The 18,607-nt window shown below is 36.6% G+C and carries 17 protein-coding genes; 12 read left to right on the top strand and 5 right to left on the bottom strand.

Annotation, left to right across the window (positions count from 1 at the left end):
* Positions 1–14: 14 nt before the first annotated feature.
* Positions 15–1,349 (top strand): FAD-dependent oxidoreductase, encoded by a 1,335-nt coding sequence (locus tag BM211_RS05770; RefSeq protein ID WP_090995675.1) that lies wholly within the window; start codon positions 15–17, stop codon positions 1,347–1,349.
* 34 nt (positions 1,350–1,383) lie between these two features.
* Here the strand turns inward: BM211_RS05770 and BM211_RS05775 are convergent, their stop codons facing one another.
* The gene (locus BM211_RS05775) at positions 1,384–2,043 is read right to left on the bottom strand and encodes a suppressor of fused domain protein (RefSeq protein WP_035434296.1); all 660 of its coding nucleotides are present in this window, start codon (positions 2,041–2,043) and stop codon (positions 1,384–1,386) included.
* A gap of 411 nt (positions 2,044–2,454) precedes the next feature.
* On the opposite strand from BM211_RS05775, the gene BM211_RS05780 reads away from it, so the two are divergent.
* Positions 2,455–3,567, top strand: coding sequence for a WD40 repeat domain-containing protein (locus BM211_RS05780; RefSeq protein WP_035434294.1), 1,113 nt, complete (start codon positions 2,455–2,457; stop codon positions 3,565–3,567).
* Positions 3,568–4,191: 624 nt separating this feature from the next.
* Positions 4,192–4,368 carry a hypothetical protein gene (locus BM211_RS26355; protein WP_156107953.1) on the top strand — a complete coding sequence of 59 codons (177 nt, stop codon included), beginning with the start codon at positions 4,192–4,194 and terminating at the stop codon, positions 4,366–4,368.
* Positions 4,369–5,451: 1,083 nt separating this feature from the next.
* Here the strand turns inward: BM211_RS26355 and BM211_RS05785 are convergent.
* The 4 genes from BM211_RS05785 to BM211_RS05800 all read right to left on the bottom strand — a co-directional run bounded on the left by BM211_RS05785 (position 5,452) and on the right by BM211_RS05800 (position 11,352).
* Entirely contained in the window at positions 5,452–6,045 is a 594-nt protein-coding gene (locus BM211_RS05785) for a DUF2441 domain-containing protein (RefSeq protein ID WP_090995678.1), read from the bottom strand.
* Between the two features lie 122 nt (positions 6,046–6,167).
* Positions 6,168–6,998: a hypothetical protein gene (locus tag BM211_RS05790; protein WP_090995681.1), complete on the bottom strand. Its 831-nt coding sequence runs from the start codon at positions 6,996–6,998 to the stop codon at positions 6,168–6,170.
* Positions 6,999–7,141: 143 nt separating this feature from the next.
* Positions 7,142–8,389, bottom strand: a complete 1,248-nt coding sequence (gene odhB / locus BM211_RS05795; protein WP_090995683.1) for a 2-oxoglutarate dehydrogenase complex dihydrolipoyllysine-residue succinyltransferase — start codon at positions 8,387–8,389, stop codon at positions 7,142–7,144.
* Between the two features lie 107 nt (positions 8,390–8,496).
* Complete coding sequence (locus BM211_RS05800) at positions 8,497–11,352, bottom strand: 2-oxoglutarate dehydrogenase E1 component (RefSeq protein ID WP_090995686.1); 2,856 nt, start codon at positions 11,350–11,352, stop codon at positions 8,497–8,499.
* Between the two features lie 679 nt (positions 11,353–12,031).
* On the opposite strand from BM211_RS05800, the gene BM211_RS05805 reads away from it, so the two are divergent.
* The 9 genes from BM211_RS05805 to BM211_RS05845 form a co-directional block, all read left to right on the top strand.
* Complete coding sequence (locus BM211_RS05805) at positions 12,032–12,664, top strand: VC0807 family protein (RefSeq protein WP_090995687.1); 633 nt, start codon at positions 12,032–12,034, stop codon at positions 12,662–12,664.
* A gap of 662 nt (positions 12,665–13,326) precedes the next feature.
* Positions 13,327–13,602, top strand: a complete 276-nt coding sequence (locus BM211_RS05810; RefSeq protein ID WP_090995690.1) for a TIGR04197 family type VII secretion effector — start codon at positions 13,327–13,329, stop codon at positions 13,600–13,602.
* 71 nt (positions 13,603–13,673) lie between these two features.
* Positions 13,674–14,036 carry a DUF3958 family protein gene (locus BM211_RS05815; protein WP_090995693.1) on the top strand — a complete coding sequence of 121 codons (363 nt, stop codon included), beginning with the start codon at positions 13,674–13,676 and terminating at the stop codon, positions 14,034–14,036.
* Positions 14,033–15,394, top strand: coding sequence for a T7SS effector LXG polymorphic toxin (locus BM211_RS05820; RefSeq protein WP_090995696.1), 1,362 nt, complete (start codon positions 14,033–14,035; stop codon positions 15,392–15,394). Before BM211_RS05815 ends, BM211_RS05820 begins: the two co-directional genes overlap by 4 nt.
* A gap of 1 nt (position 15,395) precedes the next feature.
* Positions 15,396–16,067, top strand: a complete 672-nt coding sequence (locus BM211_RS05825; RefSeq protein WP_090995699.1) for a hypothetical protein — start codon at positions 15,396–15,398, stop codon at positions 16,065–16,067.
* Positions 16,068–16,387: 320 nt separating this feature from the next.
* A complete protein-coding gene (locus tag BM211_RS05830) occupies positions 16,388–16,651 on the top strand; it encodes a DUF4176 domain-containing protein (protein WP_035434879.1) in 264 nt (87 codons plus the stop codon).
* 241 nt (positions 16,652–16,892) lie between these two features.
* Positions 16,893–17,561, top strand: coding sequence for a hypothetical protein (locus BM211_RS05835; RefSeq protein WP_090995702.1), 669 nt, complete (start codon positions 16,893–16,895; stop codon positions 17,559–17,561).
* A 93-nt stretch (positions 17,562–17,654) separates the two neighbouring features.
* The gene (locus tag BM211_RS05840; RefSeq protein WP_218160781.1) at positions 17,655–18,242 is read left to right on the top strand and encodes a hypothetical protein; all 588 of its coding nucleotides are present in this window, start codon (positions 17,655–17,657) and stop codon (positions 18,240–18,242) included.
* A gap of 193 nt (positions 18,243–18,435) precedes the next feature.
* A partial coding sequence (locus BM211_RS05845) for a helix-turn-helix domain-containing protein (RefSeq protein ID WP_256216879.1) occupies positions 18,436–18,607 on the top strand: 172 nt, incomplete at its 3' end.

The raw sequence follows: 18,607 nt of genomic DNA on the forward strand, positions 1-18,607 counted from the left end.
GAAGGAGTGATACGATGAAATACGTTATTATAGGCGGAGATGCAGCGGGAATGAGTGCAGCCATGCAAATTGTCCGCAATGACCAAGAAGCAAATATAATCACTTTAGAAAAAGGTGAAATCTATTCATATGCGCAGTGCGGTCTTCCTTATGCGATAAGCGGAGTCATTGCTTCTACTGAAAAGCTAATTGCGAGGAGCGTTGATACGTTTCGGAATAAATATCAAACTGATGCGAAAGTGAATCATGAAGTGACACGTGTAGATCCAGCTAGTAAAAAAGTATATGGCATACATACACAAACATCAGAACCATTCGAATTCGAATATGATCGTTTATTGATTGCAACGGGAGTGCGTCCAGTTATGCCGAATTGGAAAGGTAGCGACTTGCAAGGCGTACATCTATTAAAAACGATCCCAGATGCAGAGCGAATTATGGAGACGCTTCAAAATCAAAACGTTGAACATGTTACCATTATTGGCGGCGGGGCAATTGGTATAGAAATGGCGGAAACATTTGTAGAACTAGGGAAAAAAGTACGTATGATTGAACGAAATGATTATGTCGGTACCGTGTTTGATGGAGACATGGCAGCTTATATTCATGAAGAAGCAAAAAAGCATAATATTGAAATTCTGACAAATGAAAATGTGAAATCGTTTCAAGGGAAAGAACAAGTTGAGTTTGTAGAAACAGATAAAGGAATGTATGAAACAGATCTTGTTTTAGTATCAGTGGGAGTGAAACCGAACACTGATTTTCTAGAAGGAACAGAGATCATCAAAAATCCAAAAGGTGCGATCCAAGTTAACGCTTATATGCAAACGAATATAGAAGATATTTATGCGGCAGGAGACTGCGCGACGCAGTACCATATTATAAAAGAAAAACATGATCATATTCCGCTTGGAACAACGGCAAATAAACAAGGAAGAATTGCCGGACTAAACATGGTGAATAAACGAAGAGCGTTTAAAGGAATCGTCGGAACAGCGGTTATGAAATTTATGGACATCACATTAGGACGAACGGGTTTAAATGAAAAAGAAGCAGAGCAATTACAAGTACCGTATGAAATTGTAAAAATAGATTCAACAAACATAGCGGGATATTATCCAAGTAAGAAACCACTTCACTTGAAATTATTGTATCGCAAGGACACAAAGCAATTGTTAGGCGGACAAGTAATTGGTGAGCAGGGCGTAGATAAACGAATAGACGTACTAGCAATGGCACTGTTTCATAAAATGACGATTCATGATTTAGAAGACGTGGACTTAAGTTACTCTCCGCCGTTCAACAGTGTGTGGGATCCGTTGCAGCAAGCAGCGAGAAGGGGAGAATAAGCATCTCTTTTTTCAAGAGATGCTTTATTTCTGATTATAAATAAGATTTTATTCGTTTCATATCTGTAATTAAATACGGATTATCTTTCTTCATATTCTTAACAAGAATTTCTGCTTTTGTGTAGTCCTCTTTCAGCACTTCTAATTCTTGTTGTGTAATTCCGACCAATTGCATAAAGTTCACTCTACCATGAACAGTGTCAATTCCTTCTGCCTCAGTATCAGTTACAACTAGTAAAGCAGTAATAGCAGATTCTACGCCAATATGAAGAGACGTTCCATTTCCTGCCACAAATTGCATTGGCTCAAAGAATCTTTTCTGTGTGCACGTATAGCGAGCAAGATTAGATAGCATATCAATTGCCCACATACAATCTTCATTCGTATCCTCTTTCAGTTTTATAGTCATTTCATAACCCCAGCGGCTCCATTCACTACCAAATGCGTCTACATCTGTGTAAAGCTCCGTCATTCCATACGTTAGTAAATGCTTGTAACCATTTGGAGATTGATAAATACTATAACCATCTAAATATTCGTCTCCACCAAAAAAGGCCCGTTTATGAAATGTTGTCCCATAATGTGCAGGTTCCTGATTCGGATAAAGTTTATCAAAAACTTCATCAATTGCTTCCCATCCTGGTGCCCAATCTTCCTGCTCTGATGCCCGTTTTTTATATTCTTCTAAAATCAATTCGTAATACCTCCTTAATCTTGGTAAGTGCGTGCTATTACAATGATAAAATAATAGAATACTAAGTTCTACTACTCTTCTTTAGCCTTAGGTTATATTTGCTTCTTACCTTATAGGAAAAACGATTCAACCTTGTTGAATGGGTATGGTCTGCTAAGTATTTTGTCTGAGTTGTCCCTTTTGGGAATCCCCTTCTTCAAAAATCTGTTAGGATTTTAGATAGGGGTAGTTCAATATTCAACTAAACTGCATTGTTAGTTAAAGAACGATTATATGTGGATTATAACATATTTTCCCACGAATCTTAGCCGTCCACCTAAAAAGTGCAGATGTTAATAGTAACCTCGAGAAGTGGCAGAGTATTAGACTTGTTCGGAGGTCATTTGCTACATTTAGGAAGAGGTGAAACGAATGCATAGAATGTTGATAGATAGAGCGAGCGGGAAAACTTGGAGTATTCAAAGAAATGATAGCATACTTATCACTTCGACTGGGGGCAGAAAATCTCGGAAGAAGCAGTTTGAGAATGCTGAGCAGGCAGCCAAGCAGATGGAGAAGGAAATTTGGCAGAGATTGAAGAAAGGCATGATCTATCATAATTTGGAGGTATCGGCAGGAGAACCGGTGCTGCAGCTATATTTGGGAAAGGGATATACAGGGTTTCTTCCTTTTGTCCCCATACCTGGAACTAATTCATCGTATGTTGGATATGTTATTGGGCAATTTCAGCGAGAAGAGATTTATTTAATAGACGAATCCGGAGAGAAACAAGTCGTTTTTGAACTTGGAGAAAATCATCTTGTATATGATATGTACTATTGTCCTCATGCGGGTGAATTGGTATTGAATGATTGTCATTCGATAAGAGGATATGAGGTGAAGGGCGGGGAGCTTAAGTCCTATTCAGAACCGCTACATGCTGAATTGACGGTAGGGAATACGCTTTCTTTATCGAGTGATAGAGTGCTTTGGTATAATGATTCCAAGCTTATTGTGTATGATCTTGTAAAGGAAAAGGTTATCTGTCAGATAGCAGTAAATTGCGAGATGTATGGAGGACACAGTACACAGCTATGTGCTGCGCTGTCGCATAGCGGAGATAAGTTCGCTTATTGTACGAATAGTAGGGAAGTAAGAGTATATGATATTGCCTCTAGTCAAGAAGTAGTATTGCCCAAATCTATCCATGCTATGACAACAAGGATAATCTTCTCCCCGGATGATCATCTTTTGTTTACTCAGGAGCAATACGGGTGTTCGGATTTACTTGTATATGATTGGAAGGCTAAGAAGAAATGCGAGGATTGGCAAATAGGTGAGACTAGGAGTTGTGCGATTCATGCGGGAAAAGGACTGATAGCTGCTTATAACAGAGGAGCGGTACGACTGTATGACTTTGTAACAAAACGGCATGCAACTACAATCATGATTGAGCACGTGGTGAAATCTTGCAATATAGCATTCACTGAGGACTATTTGGCTGTTTATACAGATTATGGTTGCTTTAGTCTTTATGCGTTGTAGGGGAGAGACTTCACCTTGCGGAAGGTTTTGCGAGGTGAAGCTACGTGCCAGATTCAGTATCCAGCATAGGATTTGTATGAAAACTAGAATGAATTGCTTACGTTAGAATGCCATTTCATTCGTATGCAACTTATTCAACGATAGGCTGTGATTGTAGGGGAACCGCCAGTATTTTGAAAAAACCCCACGCTAAGCAAAAAATACAATAAGCTGCCCATATGGACAGCTCATTTACATAATTATCGAATTCGGAAGTTAATAAGTCTTTAATTTAGTCTCTATATCTACATAAACAAGAAATCCACCTACTGTTACATTGTCGTTTGATTCGAAGTCAACAAGATATACTTCTTTACGGTCATAGGGTGTTTTTGCCTATCCCCCGAAAAGGGGGATGGGCAAAAACACCCAAAAAGGACTAATTGACTGTAAAAAAGAATAATAAAAAGAAGGTACGTGAAAAGTTTTAAATTTGATGAGAGGTGGAGATTCGTGAAAGTACACGATTGTCCTAATTGTAATACCTATAGTAGAGAATGTATTATTGTCATCCAAAATGCTCCGAACTTTTCGGAAGAGATATTAAAGTGCAGTATTTGTTCCTGGAACGGTAAGTGGTCGGACATGACAGTGCGGGAGGTTATATTGCCAGCGATTCCAGGCGGGATAGAGATCCCTGGTGTCGAACCAATTACTGATTATTATGTACTTCATTCAGATCAAATTAGAATTACTTATACAGGAGGTTGTTGCCCTCATTGTGGTGGAAGTGATCCGTTATGCTGGTGCATGACTTTATAAACGATTATCATGAGCCTCTTACTCGAAGCTGACGATTAGATAGGTGCGGGCGAGAAATTATCCGAAATAATTTAAGCACTATCTAAAAATAAGGTTAATACTGCAATTTTGCGATCCTTATTCTTTTGGAAGTTGGTAAACATTTTTAACATTTTAACACATAGACAACAAATATTTTATTGAACTAACGCATGCTTTATTTAAATAAGAATTCAAAAGGACTGTCTAAATTTTACAGTCCTTTTTGTATCGTTAACATAATAGATTCTCGAAAATAGATTTATACTCCTATTGTATACTCTATTCATATTCAGTTAACATAACGTAATATTATTGGCAGCAAGGAAAAAGGAGAATCCCATTCTCACAAGGGAACCTCCTTTTTTTGTTCTATCGATCAATGCATTTTTTTATACATTCCTATCCCGGCGCGGTTTTAGGATTCTCGTTTGTTACTGGATTAGCCGAAAAACTGTATAAAATCTTGTATGCTCTTAGCGTGGTTTTTTTCCGAAATGCTGGTGGTACCCCAGAAAAGATTAGCTAAAGTATAAAAATACTAACTCGATTGCTTGTTTGTGTAGAAAAGAGCATCGTTATATACGAAGTTCAGGGAAAACAAGTAGTAACGCAAGTATACTGCTGACATTCTTGTAAGACAAAAGGGTTAAATCCTATTCTTTCTTCACAAAATGACATTTTTATTTCTCAACATGAGCCCCATCATTTCTATGATAAAATAAAAATTGTAGTTCCCTTAATCACCTTTCCCAAAACATCAATAGGTAGCAGAATACCCCTCATTTAGCGGGGGTATTTTATAAAATGTATTAAAATTTCACGTACTATATTTGTTGTTTAAATTTGTAACTACTCAACCATACATTTCATTTAGAAATTTGGTAAGGAGTGTGATTCCAGTGAAAATATGCTTACCAATAGGAAGTTATTTTCATTTTTTAGCATATAGATTGCTGTTTTTCTTTGTTTTAAAACTTTGCGCGCCCTGACCGCTTCTATGCATAGCCAGTCACTCTATGAAAAAATCATAGAGTGACTGAGTAGTTACGACGTTTCTAGCATTCACGCCGAGAAATCATGAATAATTTCTACCACTTCAATTTTTCCGTTAATCAAAATCTCAGGAAGTTCATTTGTTATATTACCCTTCCAATATTCTTTCGCTTGTTCAATTTTTTGAGAGAAAGGAGCTCCATCTTCCTTTGGTAACAGGTTTCCATCGCCTTCAAAAGAATTTCCGATAACTCGAAGTTTAACAATCTGCAAAACATTCCGATTGTAAGAATCAAATAATTCTTTCCATTTCAAAGCATCTTCATAGCTTTTCGCAGCATATAAACAAGACAATCTAGAAGGGTACTCAGGATATTCTTGTAATCTAACCATTTCTACAATCACTTCTCTAATTGCTCGAATAGTTTGGTCTACATACTTAATAGCTACTTCGGTATTTTCTTTATTTAAGTTCAAGCCCTCATTCGTATTATGACCTTGTAAAATCTGAATGAAGTCTTCACCTTTCGAATTCAATTGTTCTCTCTCAAAAAAGAAGCGATATAAGGTGTTGTTTTCATTCTTGTTAAAGGTGATGATCTGCCCAAGACTCATTTTTTTCCTAGTAACAATATGATAAACATACAATTCATTTTTGTTCATGGTTTGCCTCCTATTGGTCACATTATATTGTATACCATATTATACCAAGGGGAGGTGCGAGAAGGAGAAGCTTTCTGCTTATATTTATATTAGGTTGATATAACACAACATTCTCAGAACTGTCATCTACATTTTCCTTTCATTCGGTAAAGGGAATAACTTATCACTACAGTAATAAAAGAAAATAAAATAGCGATGCTAGAAAAAGCGAGTAAGTAAGCATTATACTTCGCTATATTTACGATCATTGCATGACTATCAAAATGAAAAATACCACCTATAACATTGAAGAGAAATAGGAACAAAAAAATCGTAATTAGTCCATCTAAGGCACCTTGTATGTCAGGCTTACTTAAAGCAATATGCGTAGAAATGCAAATTGCTAGAATCAGAAAGAGCCAAAAATAAGGATTTAACAGATTACCAATAGTAAAAACACTTTTCAATAACAGGAATGAAGATACAATAGTGTGTTGAACCATATCGCTCATAGCGTCGCCTGGTTGAATATTTGTTTCGACACCATTCATAAATATTGAATAGGAGTGGGGGATAAGGCAATACATTAAGCCAACTAATGCTGCAATTCCTGAAAAAATAGGAGCAATACCGATAAAGAAATTACCTATTTTTTGATAGATACTTTTCGGGTTATATTCGTGCTGTACATACCCTAAATATCCGTTACTTGTATTCGTCGGAAACCACTGAATGCCTACGATTTTATGGCCAAATAAGATGCACATAAAGGCATGCCCAAATTCGTGAATGGGTGTTCCAATCCACGAGGTTAAGAGGAAGCCATTTCTTCCGAAAGCTCTTGTCCAATAAGTTCGCGAACGATTTTCTAAATATCCTAATAGAAATCCAACTACAATAATCCACCCTACTAATGAAGCTAACTGAATAAAGGTTGTCATAAGCGTTGTAAAAAAGAAGTTTCCTAATTCCATTTTGTCACCTTATCTGTATGTGATTTGATACATAGTAGATTATATGAACTTTGTAGAGCAGTCTACTATTATTTTTGTTAAGGAAGTAGAAAAAAAGAAAACCCTCTTGCACATGCAAGAGGGTTCTTCGATTGATAAAAGAATCAACCTTCTAATAATAATGATTTTGGATCTTCAAGCATTTCTTTAACTGCAACAAGGAAGCTAACAGCCTCTTTTCCATCTACGATACGGTGATCGTAAGAAAGGGCAAGGTACATCATTGGACGGTTTTCCATGCGTTCTGCATCAATCGCAACAGGGCGTACTTGGATTTTATGCATACCAAGGATACCTACTTGTGGGCTGTTTAGGATTGGTGTTGACATAAGAGAGCCGAACACCCCGCCGTTTGTAATTGTAAATGTACCACCTTGTAGTTCTTTTAATGTAAGTTTGTTATCACGAGCTTTTATACCAAGATTACGAATTTCGCTCTCAATTTCAGCGAAGTTCATTTGGTTTGCATCACGTACAACAGGAACAACTAGTCCATCTGGAGCTGCTACAGCGATTCCGATATCATAGAATTTCTTGATGATAAGCTCATCACCTTGAATTTCAGCGTTTAATAATGGGAATTGTTTTAATGCTGCTACAACTGCTTTTGTGAAGAATGACATGAAGCCAAGACGAACATCATGTTTCTTTTCAAACGCATCTTTACGTTCTTTACGTAATTCCATGATAGCTGTCATATCAACTTCGTTAAATGTTGTTAACATTGCAGACGTTTGCTGAACTTCTACAAGACGATTTGCAATTGTTTGACGGCGACGGGACATTTTTACGCGCTCAACTGGTTTTTCAAACTCAGTTTTTGCAGCAGGTTTTGGACTTTGTTTTTCTTGTTTTGGCTCTGCTTTTGGCGCAGCAGCATGTGCTTGTACATCATGCGGTCTAACGCGGCCAAGTGGATCAGTGCTACGTACTTCATTTAAGTCGATTCCTAATTCACGTGCCATTTTTCTAGCAGCAGGTGAAGCGATTGGACGATCTGTATTTGGTAGGCCTTGTAAAGGCGCTTTATTTGGCTCTGCACTTGGAGCCTCAGCTTTTGGTGCTTCTGGAACTTCTTGTTTTGCTTCTGGAGCAGATGTGCTTACTGCTGCTGCTGCGTTTGCATCTAAAACTGCGATAACATCACCGATTTCAACTGTATCTCCAGGTTCCCCTAGTAATTTTGATACAATACCTGAATCTTCTGCAATGATTTCTACATTGACTTTATCTGTTTCTAGCTCAACAACGCTTGCGCCTTTCTCAACTTTGTCACCTACGTTGATAAGCCATTGTGAAATAGTTCCTTCTGTAATAGATTCTGCAAGCTCAGGTACTTTAATTTCGATCATTTTAAATGTCCTCCCCTATTTGCCTAACAATTGATTTAATTTGTTGTATAAATAATCTTCTCTAATTGTGAATGGGGGAGACCCCCATTCACAGGAAGTTAACAGTATTACTTATTGTGAACAAATTCTTGTTCTTGTTGTAATGTGAAATTGATATTAAGCGTTTGGTTAATAATTAATTCTTGTTCTTTTCTATGAACATGAGGATCGCCGCCAGATGGACTTGAACGGTCCGGACGTCCAATATAGTTCGCTTTTACTTTGTCAGAAGCAAGTTCGAATAGAATTGGTGCAACAAAATGCCATGCGCCCATATTTCTTGGTTCTTCCTGTACCCATACGATTTCTTCCAAGTTTTCAAAACGCTCAGCGATCGCTTGGATTTTCTCAGTAGGGAATGGATATAACTGTTCAACGCGAACGATATGCACTTCATCTAGCGTATGTTCTTTCTTGTTCGATTCAACATCTACTGCTAAATCGATTGCCATCTTACCTGTAGTTAATACAAGACGCTTCACTTTACTTGTTTCTGCTTTAAGATTCGGCTCTTCTACAATTGTTTGGAAGCTACCTTCACTTAATTCAGAAGCAGGTGAAGATGTAAGTGGATGACGTAATAAGCTCTTTGGCGTCATAATTACTAACGGTCTTACATAATCAGTTCCAAGACTTGCTGCTTGGCGGCGCAGGATATGGAAATATTGCGCTGCACTTGTTAAGTTTGCAACTGTCCAGTTATTCTCAGCAGCAAGCTGTAAGAAACGTTCTGGACGAGCGCTGGAATGTTCAGGACCTTGCCCTTCATAACCGTGAGGAAGAAGGAGAACAAGCCCGGATTTTTGACCCCATTTTGCTCTTCCTGCAGAAACGAATTGGTCAAATAATGCTTGTGCTGTATTTGAGAAGTCTCCGTATTGTGCTTCCCACATTGTTAATGTTTCAGGAGAGAATACGTTATAGCCATACTCAAACCCTACAACAGCAGCTTCAGAAAGCGGACTATTATGAACCGCGAAAGAAGCGCGCGCTTGTGGCAGACGGTGCATTGGTGAATACGTTTCGTTCGTTTCTGTATCATGTAATACAACGTGGCGCTGTGCGAATGTACCGCGCTCTGAATCTTGTCCTGTCAGACGAATTGGCGTACCATCTTGTAAAATTGAAGCAAACGCTAACGCTTCGGCATTTGCCCATTCTAATTTACCGCCATCCTTAAATGCGCTCGCGCGGCGTTCAAGGATTTTCTTTAATTTAGGATATACGTTAAAACCTTCTGGCCACTGTAGAAGACTTGTATTTAATTCTTTAAGCGTTTCTAATGGAACACCAGTCATCATTTTTGGAATTCCATTTGCAACTACTTCTGGAACTGCAACATTAGCAGATACTTCTTTTTTATCTGAAGAAACTTGATTATACTCAGCTTTTAAATGCTCTTGAATAAATTGTGTAATAGTTTCTACTTCATCAGCATTTAGAATGCCTTTTGTTTGTAACTCTTCAGCATATAAAGCTCTTACAGTCGGATGCTTGCTAACTTTTTTGTATATTTTCGGTTGTGTAACTGCTGGATCATCCATTTCGTTATGACCAAAGCGGCGATATCCGATTAAGTCAATTAGGAAATCCTTTTTGAACAGCGTACGGTATTCAAAAGCAAGAGTAGCTGCAATCAGACATGCTTCAGGATCATCAGCATTTACATGTACAATCGGAATATCAAAGCCTTTTGCAAGGTCACTTGAATATCTTGTAGAGCGAGAATCATAACTATCAGTTGTGAATCCGACTGCGTTATTCGCAATAACATGAATCGTTCCGCCTGTTTGATAACCTTTCAGTCTGCTTAAGTTCAGCGTTTCAGGTACGATACCTTGACCAGGGAACGCAGCATCACCGTGTACTAAAATTGCGAAAGATTTAGAAACATCTTGCGCTGGATAACCTGCTTGTTCGCGATTTTCCTGAGCAGCACGTGCAAATCCTTCTACAACTGGATCTACAAATTCAAGGTGACTTGGGTTATTTGCTAAAGTAACTCGTGTAAGAGCCTCTCCAGATCCAACCAATTGCTCTTTACCTAAGTGATACTTCACATCGCCAGTCCAGCCGATATTGTTCTTATCTTTATCTTGCATCGGTGCTGAATGTTTAAATTCAGTAAACATGTGACTATATGGTTTTTCTAATGTATGAGCGAGTACGCTAAGACGTCCGCGGTGAGCCATCCCGATCATAATATCTTTCACGCCGCCCTTAGCGCCTTCAGAAATCATTTCATCAAGCATAGGAACTAGCATATCAACGCCTTCGATAGAAAAACGTTTTTGACCAACAAATGTTTTATGCAAAAATTGCTCGAAACCTTCAACTGCTGTTAAGCGTTTTAAAACAGCAATGCGTTTCTCGTTTGATAGTGGATGATACAATGAAGTTGACTCCACCATTTGTTGTAGCCATGCACGCTCTTCACTATCTTGAACATGAGCGAACTCATAAGCTAAAGATTTTGTGTAAACATCTTTTAATCTATTAACAGCATCAAACGCTGTGTGAACATCTGCAGGTGCATCTGCCCAAACCATTTTCGCTGAAATCGCTTTCAAATCATTTTCGCCTAGTCCCTCTAAAGAAAACTGCCCATCCACTTTTTCCTCCAGCGGATTAATGTGCGCAGAAAGGTGACCGTATGAACGAATATTTTCTAAAACCTTTGCGATTTTTAGAACTTTTTCTATATCTGTATTGTTTGGAGCAGAAAAATGAGAGTTGCTAGTAGTCCCCTTTGCAAAGTCTGCATGAAAAGGAGGAGCACCCCATCTTGCGAAAAGCTCTTCTAACTCTGGATCAACAGAACCTTCCCCAGCTATATAACAATCGTACTGTTCAATGACATAGCCAAGGTTTGGACCATGGAACTTAGCCCAAGGACTGTTTGTATTTGTATTCTTCGTCGTCATTTGACAAAACCTCCTACTCGTTAGAACCAATAACGAGTGCAATTCATTTTATATTCTTATGTTATTACGATAATTTACATAATACAAAACGTTATTACTTATCTGTTTTGTAAAAAAACATTCACAATTACTTATCACCCAGAAATTTACCATGATTATTAAATAAAACTTGTACAATAAAATTGCTAAAATAGTATGGTAAGTTTAATATAGAGACAAAATGGAAATAGAATTACCATCTTTAAAATATACGGAAAATTATGAATGTTTAATTAAGAACGTTTTAAATTATGTATACTACAATAATAAGCGCTTTCAAAAATATTATACAACAATATAGTAAAGTATAATAGAAAAAAGATAAAATTATGAATTTATCGTTAATTATATTTATTGAGAGAGGAAGTTCTAGAATAGAAGGAGCAACTAAAATATAGAAGAGTATGTCTTACTATATTTTATATATTCTTGTTGTAAATGGATTGATACTATTTTAATAGAAGCTTTTTAATACGTTCAAATAGAGTTGTTCAGCACAATGGAGGCGTACTTGTAAAAGTTACTGAAAACAAAAATATTTATCACATCACTCACTAGTGTTGCATAAATTTAAACTAGCATTTTAAATGTTTTATAAATGAAATGCTGGTGGAATATATCCAGAGGAGGGGGATGTAATATGGAACGAAAACAAATTGTACGTGGAATTATCCTTTCTTTACTTATTAATGCGGCATTACCCATTTTAGTTTACGAGCTGTTACTAGGACATGTTTCAAACATCATGGCGCTCACAATTGCCACAATGATTCCTTTAGTAGAAACGATAATCTATTTTCTGAAGTATCGAAAATGGGATGTATTTGCATTGTTTATGCTAGTTGGATTTATTCTTTCAATTATTGCTGCTTTCCTTGGCGGAGACGAAAGGCTTATTTTGGTTCGAGAATCCTTTGTCACAGGAATTATGGGATTCATTTTCCTTGGTTCTCTTATTACCCGAAGACCGTTAATTTATTATTTTGCTTTACGATTTACTGTTGGGAAAACAGAAAAAGAACAGGCGTCCTTTGCTGATAAGTGGAACAACGCTTACTTTCGTAAAGTGCTACGAATTATGACAACAGGCTGGGGAATTGTCTTATTAGGCGAAGCGTTGCTGAAAGTGGTACTTGTCTATAATCTTTCAGTACCTACGTTTTTAGCAATTTCTAATCTAGTCACGTATGGATCCATTGGACTTGCAATCATTTGGACCGTCCTATATCGTAAAAAATCACGTCAAAAAATAGATCCAACAAAAAGAGAATAACAGGATAAGCATCTTATAGAGTTGATTTGTGAACAACTAGAGAAAATATGATTAATGCCTGTAATCGAAAAAAAGAAATCATGGTGAAATTGGTTATTCATCCGTTTATAACGAAAGGAGCACCCGAGATGGGCGCTCTTTTTCATTCGGATAATCAGTGTTATCCAAAGAGAATCTAGGTTAGGAGAATTAGAACCATACAGGTGAATACTCTCTACATGGATATATTTCTATGTTTTATTGCTTAATAATTAACTGCTATGATATAAATTCACATATAACCAGTATTACTATAATATGGTATGATTTACATATTAATTAATTATGTAAGGAAGGGAGGATATGACACAAATAAAGATAGCGTTTGAATGTTTAGAATAGATGGGAAAAACAAGAAGAAATGCAAAATACACCTTAGAATAGATATATAAAGAATTATATAAACAAAAGGAATATATAACCTTTCAATGGATAGGTATAACAAGCAAAACAAACCGCTAGCATAAGTGTGAATCCTAAGCCCAGTCATAGTTTGCATCCTTTAGAGAAGGAATTCACCAAGTATAAGTGGAAAAACTTTATCCAAAAGATGAAGAAATATAAACCAAGTTATAAGTTAAATTTGAAAGACTGGATAGAAAAATATAGAGAGGATGCAAGCGATGGGACAATTTCAAAGTAACTTTCAAACGGCAGAACAAATTGCAACGCAAATGGGAACAGCTTCTGATACGATTCAGAGTGCGACAAATAAATCCATTACCAAAGCGGAACGTACAACGCTATCTATTAACGCTAAGGCGCAAGAAGCGAATCAACAAGCTTTTGACTTAACCAAACAATTTTATAGCGCTTTTCAACAAGGAGTTAATGATATTCATTCTGTAGCCCAAGACTTTGAGCGTATGGATAACGAGCTTCAAAAGAATTTTAAATAATTCTCTTTTTATTGAAAGCCCCTTTAGCCGATATGACAACCTACGCAAACGCGAAAAAGTAGGAGGTAAAGATGAATCAAGATATCGAAAAACAAATCAATCAATTGAACTACAAATTAAGAGGTCTATCTCAAGAACAATCTCAAAATCAACGTGCCATTCAAAAGATTGAACAAACAGAAGCGGATTTTCATGATTGGACAGGCAGAAGCCGTCGTTTGTTTGACCGCATATTAGAAACTTGGCACAATGATAGAGAACTAAGACAGTTCTTTTACAATACACAGCAAGATGCACAACAACTTGAGCGACAACTCACCTACGAATTGGAAGACCGAAAAGAAACGTTGCTAAAAGAGAAAGAAAACTTGAATGGGCTAGAAAATGACCTTTACTATCAAAAACAAAATTTAGCAAGGGAAGTGAAGCCGTGAGTTTAAACATGTATTTAGGGGAAGTACAAGCTCAAACACAGAGTATGAATGCTATGTGCACTGCAACGATTCAAGGAATGGAACAGGCTATTAATTCGATTGACGCTTTTGTATTCGATGCTGTTTTGCAAGGACAAACTTACGACAGTGCAAAAACATTCTTCGCTCAAACCTTCCGGCCTTTAGCTCAAGGAATCATTTATTTGTGTGAAGAATTAATTCGTCAAAATGATGCCTTTCCGAATGATTTCCAATCACAGGTAGCTTCGACAGATGTGATTGAGCAAGAAATACGAGAACAAATGCAAGGGATTGATCAAACGAAAGCAGGTATGGAAGGAATTAGTAGTACCCTTCCAGCTATGCAAGTTATGGTAAATATTTTTGATGCGATGAAACAAAAGCTGCAAGAAAAATTAGACCATCTTTATCAATTTAATGCTACGTCTAGTAGTAAGTATGATACAGCACTCCAACTAGCTGCGAGCATCGCGCAAGGTCTGGCGGAAGTTCAAAGTGGGAAAGGATTTAGTGCCGTCAGCGGTACATTTAGTACGCAAGGATTGAATATGGAGTGGACGGGGCCTATTCAGAAAATTACAGAAGATAAAGCTCGTGAAGTTGAAAGTTTAAATAAGGATTCTGAATCTGGTGAAGTAGACAAAAAAGATTCATTTTTAGGTATGACTGGTTTCAATTGGAAGGCACCAGTGGATGGATGGGGGAATACAGTCGGAACAGTTACAGGTGCAGCGGCAGTAATAGAAAAGGCTAATAAAGTAATTAATGGTTATAAGGTAATATACGATTTGGACAGAAGAGCACAACGCGTCCTTGTAACAGAACATTACGGTTTTAAGGGTAGTAAAAATAGGGATTATAAGATTTATTATGTAGATGATGTCGCAGCAAAAATGAAAAATGGAACCGCTAGCAAGACGATAAAAGAAGTAGATGCTCTTATAAAAAGTGGAAGTGTGCTAAGTGCGTCTAAAATGGCTTTAAAGGATAGGCTTGGATGGGCTAGTGTGGCTATAGACTCATATACGGATACAAGTGAGAATATCAAAAATAATGAATCAAGTGATAAAATCGCAGGAGATATTATTGGTAATGTTGTTGTAGGAGGAGCAGTAACCGTAGGGGCAACGGCTCTTACAGCTCTGGCCCTCCCAGCAGCACCAGTTCTAGCAGTTGCCGCAGCTGGATTTGTTTTTTCAGTAGGACTAACATATTTCACAGAAGGTGTGAAATGGGATGTTGATTTAGATGGTGATGGTGAAGATGATACTATTAAAGATATGGTGAAAACGGGTTCGAAAAAAGCCTGGTCAACAGTAGCGGGGTGGTTTAATTAACATGAAAAAAAGTATAGATTTTAATAAGAAAGCTTTTGCACATTATATGGCTGTTTATCCTGTAAATGAAATAAGAGTCCACGTAATTGGCCTTGTTCTTTTGGGGGCAGACGTGTTTGTTCTTTTGCCTGCTTTTGCGCCCCCTTTTCGATTACTCTATGTATATATAGTAACTCCTCCAGTTGTTTTTTTAAATTTGTGGGCGATATGGATTGCTATCAATCCTCGGAAACGACAATTACAATACACTCTATTTCGAGGAGTATTTGGCACCATATGTTCAGTCGGATTATTGGTTATAAATCAAAAATATGCCTATGAAGTGTTACAATTACAAACGCCAATCTATTTTATTTTTTCATTTGGTTTGTATGGTTTTGCTTTGTATCATTTTTATAAAAATCATATTGAAAAACTTCAGGAACCAAGAAAAAAATCAAAATCATCGAAAGGAACTGGTGGTGTAAAAGTAGCAGCTTTTGCAGCTGGATTGGGGCAGTTAATTGCTAGTATAATTCTTAGTATTGCAACACAAGAGGCGGGAGCAATTGTATTTATGTGTGTATGCACAGCGGCTTCGTTTATTTTCTTTTATATGATTATAGAACTCCATAAGTATTATTATTTACGGAAGCATATAGAAGATGGAGGGAAAGTACGTATAGGCTTTTAAAGAGAATTTGTTGAATTTCAAGTATATAATCGCACTCTTCTTATAGTTGGTTAAAGGATAGAAAAAATAGAAGGGAGAGGTTAATATGAATACGGAATTACATTTAGATAGCAGAGAGATCTTTTTTCTATTTCGAATGATAGGGATAGAAGAAGTTAAAGGATTTGAAAATCCATACCAGGCTATACCTTAGAGTAAAAAGATTAAGAGTGGATATAGGAATACTTAATAGAAAACGACAGGATGGTGCACGTGAGATTCTGCGCTATTCAAATAATCTTTGAAAAATATATAAGCCGTATAAGAAAGGGCGGAGAATTATGCAATTTTCTAAAGAAAAGCTGTTACCAAATGGCTCTATTGTTCTGTTAAAAGGAGGGACAAAAAAGATTGTAATTTACGGAAGAAAACAACTACTTATGGTTGAAGAACCTGTTATGTATGACTACATTGGCTGTTTTTATCCAGAAGGATACATTGATCCTGATTATACATTTGTATTTAATCATGATGCTATTGAAGAAATTATATTTGTAGGTTTTGTAGATGAGGAAGAAGAGGCATTTGTAGGAATGCTTAATTAAATATGATCTAGAAACAGGGAAAGGAATCTATGGAGGTTCCTTTTTTAATATATTAACGATATTCATTTGCATTTCGGAATTGAGTAACGGTTTGCTTTTTCAGTAGGACTAACATATTTCACAGAAGGTGTGAAATGGGATGTTGATTTAGATGGTGATGGTGAAGATGATAGTATTAAAGATATGGTGAAAACGGGTGTGAAAAAAGCTTGGTCAACAGTAGCGGGGTGGTTTAATTAACATGAAAAAAAGTATAGATTTTAATAAGAAGGCTTTTGAATATTATATGGCTGTTTATGCTGTAGAGGATATAAGATCGACTATTATTACTCTTGTTATTGGGATAGCAGACATATTTGTTCTTGCGCCTGCTTTTGCGAATCCTTTTCGATTATTATATGTATATATAGTAGCTCCTCCGATTATCTTTTTGAACCTGTGGGCGTTATGGATTATTATCAATCCTCGGAAACGGCAATTACAATACACTCTATTTCGAGGAGTATTTGGTATCATATGTTCAGTAGGATTATTGGTTATAGCTCAAAAATTTGCATATGAAATGTTACAATTACAAACGCCAATTTATTTTATTTTTTCATTTGGTTTGTATAGTTTTGCTTTGTATCATTATTATAAAAATCATATTAAAAAACTTCAGGAACCAAGAAAGAAATCAAAATCATCGAAAGGAATGGGCGGTTTAGGAGTAATTGCTTTTGTAGGATTGGGGCAACTTATTGCTAATATCAGTCTTGGTATTGCAACACAACAAATGGTGGCAATTGTATTAATGTGTGTATACTCAATGCTTTCACTTATTTTGTTTCATTTCATTATGGAACTTCATAGATATTATTATTTACGGAAGCATATAGAAAGTGGAGGGAAGACACATAGAGCCTTTTAAAGAGGATTTGTTGAATCTTGAGTATATAATTGTATTTCTCTTAGAGTCGATTAAAGACTAGAAAAAATAGAAGGGAAAGTTAATCTCATGATTATGGAATTACATTTAGATAGCAGAGAGGTCTTTTTCCTATTTCGAATGATAGGGATGGAAGAAGTTAAAGGATTTGAAAATCCATACAAAGGCTATACATTAGAGGAAATAGATCAAGAATGTGAGGAAGTGAGAGCAACTCTTCTAGAAGATGGAGTATTGGAAGAAATAGATGGTAAGCTCATCATTGAACCAAATACATTGTATTTTTTAGAGATTTGTAAATGCAATGATGCCGTTGTTAAACTTAAAATACAAGGTAAGGAACAGGATGTAGATTTATATTATTATATTTCATTAGAGGAACCCGCAGTTATGACCCTTAAAGAAGAAAGAAATTTTGCTTCAAAAACTACATATATTTTCACACTAATAGAAGGATTGAATGAGTATATTAATACGATTGGAAGCTGGTTAGAAGATGCAGAAGAGCAGTTTATAAATATGAATGCGCGCATTCAAGTAGCGACATATAACCAATTGACGGAGTTGTCTTCCAGTGTTCCGGTTGGAAGTCTAGAACAATTTTTAACATATTTCCAAAAGAATTCCCCTTCCTCAAGGAATGAGAAGGGTGAAGCCCGATGAGTAGGGAGGGGATGAATTTTGGTTGGCGTAAGCCAAAAGGTTGAAAAAGGAATTTCCTCAAATTAGATAGAATGTATGTAAAGAATGCTTTTGATCTCAAGGTTATTGTTTGCTGGCTGTGGGCAGTTCACCATTAGAAATGATAAAACAATACATCGAAACTTAAGGACAAAACTAACGAGGGGTGATGACAATGTTGTTGAATCAAAAATATGAAATCTTCCCAACAGAAGCACAAAAAGAAGTGTTAGACCGTTGGTTACAATATTGTCGTCAAACCTATAATTCTGCCTTGCTAGACAAAGAACGGAAATATAAGCAAAACAAAGAAAATTACGATCGTTATGATATGCAAAGACAACTTA

The sequence above is a fragment of the Bacillus sp. 491mf genome, from assembly GCF_900112415.1.
Taxonomy (GTDB): Bacteria; Bacillota; Bacilli; order Bacillales; family Bacillaceae_G; genus Bacillus_A.

Coding starts and splice junctions, on each gene's coding strand:
- BM211_RS05800 (WP_090995686.1), bottom strand. CDS start 11,352: ATGACGACGAAGAATACAAATACAAACAGTCCTTGGGCTAAGTTCCAT.
- BM211_RS05840 (WP_218160781.1), top strand. CDS start 17,655: ATGGAATTACATTTAGATAGCAGAGAGGTCTTTTTCCTATTTCGAATG.
- BM211_RS05815 (WP_090995693.1), top strand. CDS start 13,674: ATGAATCAAGATATCGAAAAACAAATCAATCAATTGAACTACAAATTA.
- odhB (WP_090995683.1), bottom strand. CDS start 8,389: ATGATCGAAATTAAAGTACCTGAGCTTGCAGAATCTATTACAGAAGGA.
- BM211_RS05810 (WP_090995690.1), top strand. CDS start 13,327: ATGGGACAATTTCAAAGTAACTTTCAAACGGCAGAACAAATTGCAACG.
- BM211_RS05770 (WP_090995675.1), top strand. CDS start 15: ATGAAATACGTTATTATAGGCGGAGATGCAGCGGGAATGAGTGCAGCC.
- BM211_RS05785 (WP_090995678.1), bottom strand. CDS start 6,045: ATGAACAAAAATGAATTGTATGTTTATCATATTGTTACTAGGAAAAAA.
- BM211_RS05790 (WP_090995681.1), bottom strand. CDS start 6,998: ATGGAATTAGGAAACTTCTTTTTTACAACGCTTATGACAACCTTTATT.
- BM211_RS05780 (WP_035434294.1), top strand. CDS start 2,455: ATGCATAGAATGTTGATAGATAGAGCGAGCGGGAAAACTTGGAGTATT.
- BM211_RS26355 (WP_156107953.1), top strand. CDS start 4,192: ATGACAGTGCGGGAGGTTATATTGCCAGCGATTCCAGGCGGGATAGAG.
- BM211_RS05805 (WP_090995687.1), top strand. CDS start 12,032: ATGGAACGAAAACAAATTGTACGTGGAATTATCCTTTCTTTACTTATT.
- BM211_RS05830 (WP_035434879.1), top strand. CDS start 16,388: ATGCAATTTTCTAAAGAAAAGCTGTTACCAAATGGCTCTATTGTTCTG.
- BM211_RS05825 (WP_090995699.1), top strand. CDS start 15,396: ATGAAAAAAAGTATAGATTTTAATAAGAAAGCTTTTGCACATTATATG.
- BM211_RS05835 (WP_090995702.1), top strand. CDS start 16,893: ATGAAAAAAAGTATAGATTTTAATAAGAAGGCTTTTGAATATTATATG.